We start from the raw sequence: 3,876 nt of genomic DNA, 5'->3' as shown, positions 1-3,876 counted from the left end.
CGTTGGACAGTTCCAGGTCGCCCGCCGTCAGCAGGCCCGCGCACAGGATGGGCAGGGCGGCGTTCTTGGCGCCGGAAATCTGGATGTCGCCAACCAGGCGCTTGCCGCCGGTGATGAGGAGTTTGTCCATATTAGCCTTGGAATTCTTCCGGAGTCAGGGTTTTCATCGACAGTGCGTGGATCTCTTCGCRCATGCGGTCGCCCAGCGCGGCATACACCAGCTGGTGGCGCTGGATCGGGCGCTTGCCGGCGAAGGCAGGCGACACGATCACGGCCTGGAAGTGCTGGCCGTCGCCCTCCACTTCGAGGTGGGTGCATTCAAGGCCGGCGGCGATGTAGCCGTGGATTGCTTCAGGAGTAGTGGTCACGATGATTCCTCAGTAAATCAGTGGCGCAGGCGGTAGCCGCTGCGCAGAAGTCGGATGGCCAGCAGCGCCAGCACCACCAGGAAGGCGGCAACGATGCAGAAGCTGATCCATGGATTGATGTCGGACTGGCCGAAGAAGCCGTAGCGGAAGCCGTCGATCATGTAGAAGAACGGATTCAGGTGCGACGCGCCCTGCCAGAATGCCGGCAGCGAATGAATCGAGTAGAACACGCCAGCCAGGAAGGTCAGCGGCACGATCAGGAAGTTCTGGAACGCCGCCAGCTGGTCGARCTTCTCGGCCCAGATGCCGGCGATCAGGCCCATGGTACCGAGGATGGCCGCGCCCAGCAGGGCAAAGGCGATGATCCACAGCGGCGCGGTAAAGCTCAGGTGCGCGAACCAGGCGGTAATCACGAACACGCCCAGGCCCACCGTGATGCCGCGCACCATGGAGGCCAGCACATAGGCGGAGAAAATCTCCCAGTGCGACAGGGGCGTCAGCAGCACGAACACCAGATTGCCCGTGATCTTGGACTGGATCAGCGAGGACGAGGAATTCGCGAAGGAATTCTGCAGCACGCTCATCATCACCAGACCCGGAATCAGGAAGGCGGTGTAGCTCACGCCAGGATACACTTCGACCCGGCCGGACAGCACGTGGCCGAAGATCAGCAGATACAGCATGGCCGTCAGGATCGGCGCGGCGATGGTTTGCGTGGCGACCTTGTAGAAGCGCAGGGTCTCTTTATAAACGAGAGTGCGGAAGCCGGTGGTGATCATGCGATTTCCGCTCCATCCATAATTTGCAGGAAGACGTCTTCCAGGTCGGCCTGCTGCAGCTGCATCTCGTCGATCGATGCGCCGGCTTCGCGCAGGCGCGCCAGGATTTTTTCCACTTCCGAGTATTCGTTGATGCGCAGGCTGTACTTATTGCCTTCCGGCGGATGGCTGATCAGGTGCGTCAGATCCTGCGGCAAGCCGCCGTTTTGCACGTGCACCACCAGTTGCGAACCGGAGATGCGGCGGATCAGGTTCGACATCGAATCCAGCGCCACCACCTGGCCGGCGCGCAGCATGGCCACGCGCTTGCACATGGCTTGCGCCTCTTCCAGATAGTGCGTGGTCAGCACCACGGTGTGGCCTTCGCGGTTCAGGCGCGAAATGAATTTCCACAGGGTCTGGCGCAGTTCCACGTCGACACCGGCGGTCGGCTCGTCCAGCACGATGACGGGCGGCTTGTGCACCAGCGCCTGCGCCACCAGCACGCGGCGCTTCATGCCACCGGACAGGGCGCGCATATTGGTATCGGCCTTTTTGGTCAGATCGAGGTTTTCCATGACCTCGTCGATCCACTTGTCGTTATTGCCAAGACCGAAATAGCCGGACTGCAGGCGCAGCGTTTCGCGCACCGTGAAGAACGGGTCGAACACCAGTTCCTGCGGCACCACGCCCAGCTTCTTGCGCGCTTCGCGAAAGTCCGTCACCACATCGTGGCCGTGGATTTTCACACCGCCCGCATCGGCCCGGATCAGGCCCGCGATGATGGATATCAGGGTGGTTTTGCCGGCGCCGTTCGGGCCAAGCAGGCCGAAGAACTCGCCCTCCTCGATCGTCAGCGACACGCCGCCCAGTGCCTGGAGCGACTTGTAGCGCTTCTCGACATTGCTGATTTGAATTGCTGTCATGCTTGCTTATTAAGTTTTTGGGGTACAACGGTGACCGTTGCTAAGACGGCTTTGCGGGCCGGGGAAGCGGACCCCGTGGCTCGACTGGCGACGGGAACGGTCAATTATATTGGAATTTTGGTTCGGCGATGCCGGGACCGGGTACAGCGGGCAGGGGGGTGGGGGGCAGAGGTCAATGATGATGCGGGCCGGCCGCAGGCGAAACCGCCGGGCCGCAGTCGCTGGGAGGGGCGACCAGGTTGCACACACCATACAGCTGCGTCAGGCTGCGCAGCGAGGGAGGAAGGTTCTTCAATTCGAGATGTGTACCAGCCTGGAGCGCAGCGCGCTGCCAGGCCAGCATCACGGATACCGCTGCCGAATCCACCGTTGTCACATTGCTCAGGTCGAACACGGTCTCGCCGGCGCGCAGCGCGGCCAGGCCTTGCTCCAGCGCCTGCGTGGCATTCGCCACGGTCAGCGACTGCAGGGACAACTTGTTCTGTGCAACAGCGGAGTCGGACATTTACTTACCTGCGGTCTTCAGCGGCTTGTTGGCCAGGGTCTTGTTCTTGGCTTGCAGAGTTTTGATCAGGCCGTCAACGCCGCCTTTCGAGATCTCGGACGCGAAAGTGCCTTTGTAGGCTTCCACCAGCCAGGCGCCCAGCACGTTGATGTCATAGATCTTCCAGCCGGTTGGGGTCTTTTCCACGCGGTAGTTCAGCACCACCGGCTCGCCGCGGGTCATGTTGACCTGGGAACGCACTTCCACTTCGGTGTCCGACGGGTCGGCGCGCAGCGGCTTGAAGTCGATGGTTTCATTCTTCACCTGGGACAGGGCGCCCGAGTAGGTGAAGATCAGCAGGGTGCGGAACTCGGCCGACAGCTGGTTTTTCTGTTCCGGCGTCGCATCGCGCCAGTAGCGGCCGGCGGCCAGCGAGGTCATGCGCTGGAAATCGACATAAGGCAGGATCTTGGTCTCGACCAGGTCCATGATGYGCTTCTGGTTGCCGGCCTGGATTTCCTTGTCGTTCTTGGCGGTATCCAGCACTTCGCCGCTGATGCGCTTGATCAGGGCATCCGGCGCCTCGTTGGCGACCGGCGCGGCGGTGGCCGAGGTCTGGGCAGCAACGGTCGTGGCAGGCGCAGCGTAAGCGCCGGCAGCGGTGGCTGCGATGGCGAGGACGATGATTTGCTTGATCAATTTCATATGATTTACCTATGTAAGTTGTACCGCAGGATCACAGGCTGGCATTTTTCTCAGCAGCCGGTGCCGGCATTATAGCCTGCACTGGTGCCTCAGCCGCGTCCTGCTGCTCCGCAGCCGGCGGTTTGGCCGGCGGCGCTGCGTCATTCTGCTCCGGTTGCTGTTCCGGCTTTTTGCCGCCGCGCGGGCCGTCTTCACCATCGAAGACCTGGCTCTGGCGGCGCTGCATCCAGCCGTCGCGGATGAATTCATAACGGTCCAGGGCGGCATCTTCCAGGAGGGTCGATGCATCCAGCAGGGACGCGCGCTGATCCACGACACGAACAACGGTGCCGATGTTCCTTACGTTGACAGGTTCTTTGTATTGCCACGGGTCGGCCTTGAAATCGACCGGCAGCGCCGCAGCGTCACGCACGGTGGATGGCCCCAGCAGCGGCAGCACCAGGTAAGGGCCGGACGGCATGCCATACCAGCCCAGGGTCTGGCCCAGGTCTTCCTTGTGTTTCTGCAGGCCGGCTTCGGAGGCGATGTCCAGCACGCCCAGCAGGCCGAAGGTGGAGTTGATGCCAACGCGCATCACGTCCGACATGCCGTCGCCGATCTTGCCTTGCAGCAGGTTATTGGCGGCAGTCCACACG

At 62.0% G+C, this 3,876-nt stretch carries 6 protein-coding genes and 1 pseudogene; all 7 read right to left on the bottom strand.

Translation table 11 applies throughout. From position 1 onward, the window contains the following. Nucleotides 1-130 (bottom strand): annotated as a pseudogene (locus AB4Z11_RS26050) (UDP-N-acetylglucosamine 1-carboxyvinyltransferase); the annotation flags it as partial. A gap of 1 nt (nucleotide 131) precedes the next feature. Beyond that, nucleotides 132-368 carry a BolA family protein gene (locus tag AB4Z11_RS26045; RefSeq protein ID WP_442028738.1) on the bottom strand — a complete coding sequence of 79 codons (237 nt, stop codon included), beginning with the start codon at nucleotides 366-368 and terminating at the stop codon, nucleotides 132-134. A 17-nt stretch (nucleotides 369-385) separates the two neighbouring features. Beyond that, nucleotides 386-1,147: an ABC transporter permease gene (locus AB4Z11_RS26040; RefSeq protein WP_442028736.1), complete on the bottom strand. Its 762-nt coding sequence runs from the start codon at nucleotides 1,145-1,147 to the stop codon at nucleotides 386-388. Continuing rightward, on the bottom strand, nucleotides 1,144-2,052 hold the full coding sequence (locus tag AB4Z11_RS26035; protein WP_442028734.1) for an ABC transporter ATP-binding protein: 909 nt from the start codon (nucleotides 2,050-2,052) through the stop codon (nucleotides 1,144-1,146). The genes AB4Z11_RS26040 and AB4Z11_RS26035 overlap by 4 nt, the downstream gene beginning before the upstream one ends. 172 nt (nucleotides 2,053-2,224) lie before the next feature. Then, nucleotides 2,225-2,557 carry an STAS domain-containing protein gene (locus AB4Z11_RS26030; RefSeq protein WP_442028732.1) on the bottom strand — a complete coding sequence of 111 codons (333 nt, stop codon included), beginning with the start codon at nucleotides 2,555-2,557 and terminating at the stop codon, nucleotides 2,225-2,227. Continuing rightward, nucleotides 2,558-3,241: an MlaC/ttg2D family ABC transporter substrate-binding protein gene (locus AB4Z11_RS26025; RefSeq protein ID WP_442028730.1), complete on the bottom strand. Its 684-nt coding sequence runs from the start codon at nucleotides 3,239-3,241 to the stop codon at nucleotides 2,558-2,560. A 31-nt stretch (nucleotides 3,242-3,272) separates the two neighbouring features. Continuing rightward, nucleotides 3,273-3,876 (bottom strand): MlaA family lipoprotein (locus AB4Z11_RS26020; RefSeq protein ID WP_442028728.1); only part of this gene is annotated, 604 nt, incomplete at its 5' end.

The organism is Pseudoduganella sp. RAF53_2 (assembly GCF_052113985.1).
In the GTDB taxonomy this organism is placed as follows: domain Bacteria; phylum Pseudomonadota; class Gammaproteobacteria; order Burkholderiales; family Burkholderiaceae_D; genus Rugamonas.
This window is presented reverse-complemented; position numbering and strand designations above follow the sequence as displayed.

What these genes read in the sequence shown, in the direction of transcription:
- AB4Z11_RS26035 (WP_442028734.1), bottom strand. Translation starts at nt 2,052, where the DNA reads ATGACAGCAATTCAAATCAGCAATGTCGAGAAGCGCTACAAGTCGCTC.
- AB4Z11_RS26030 (WP_442028732.1), bottom strand. Translation starts at nt 2,557, where the DNA reads ATGTCCGACTCCGCTGTTGCACAGAACAAGTTGTCCCTGCAGTCGCTG.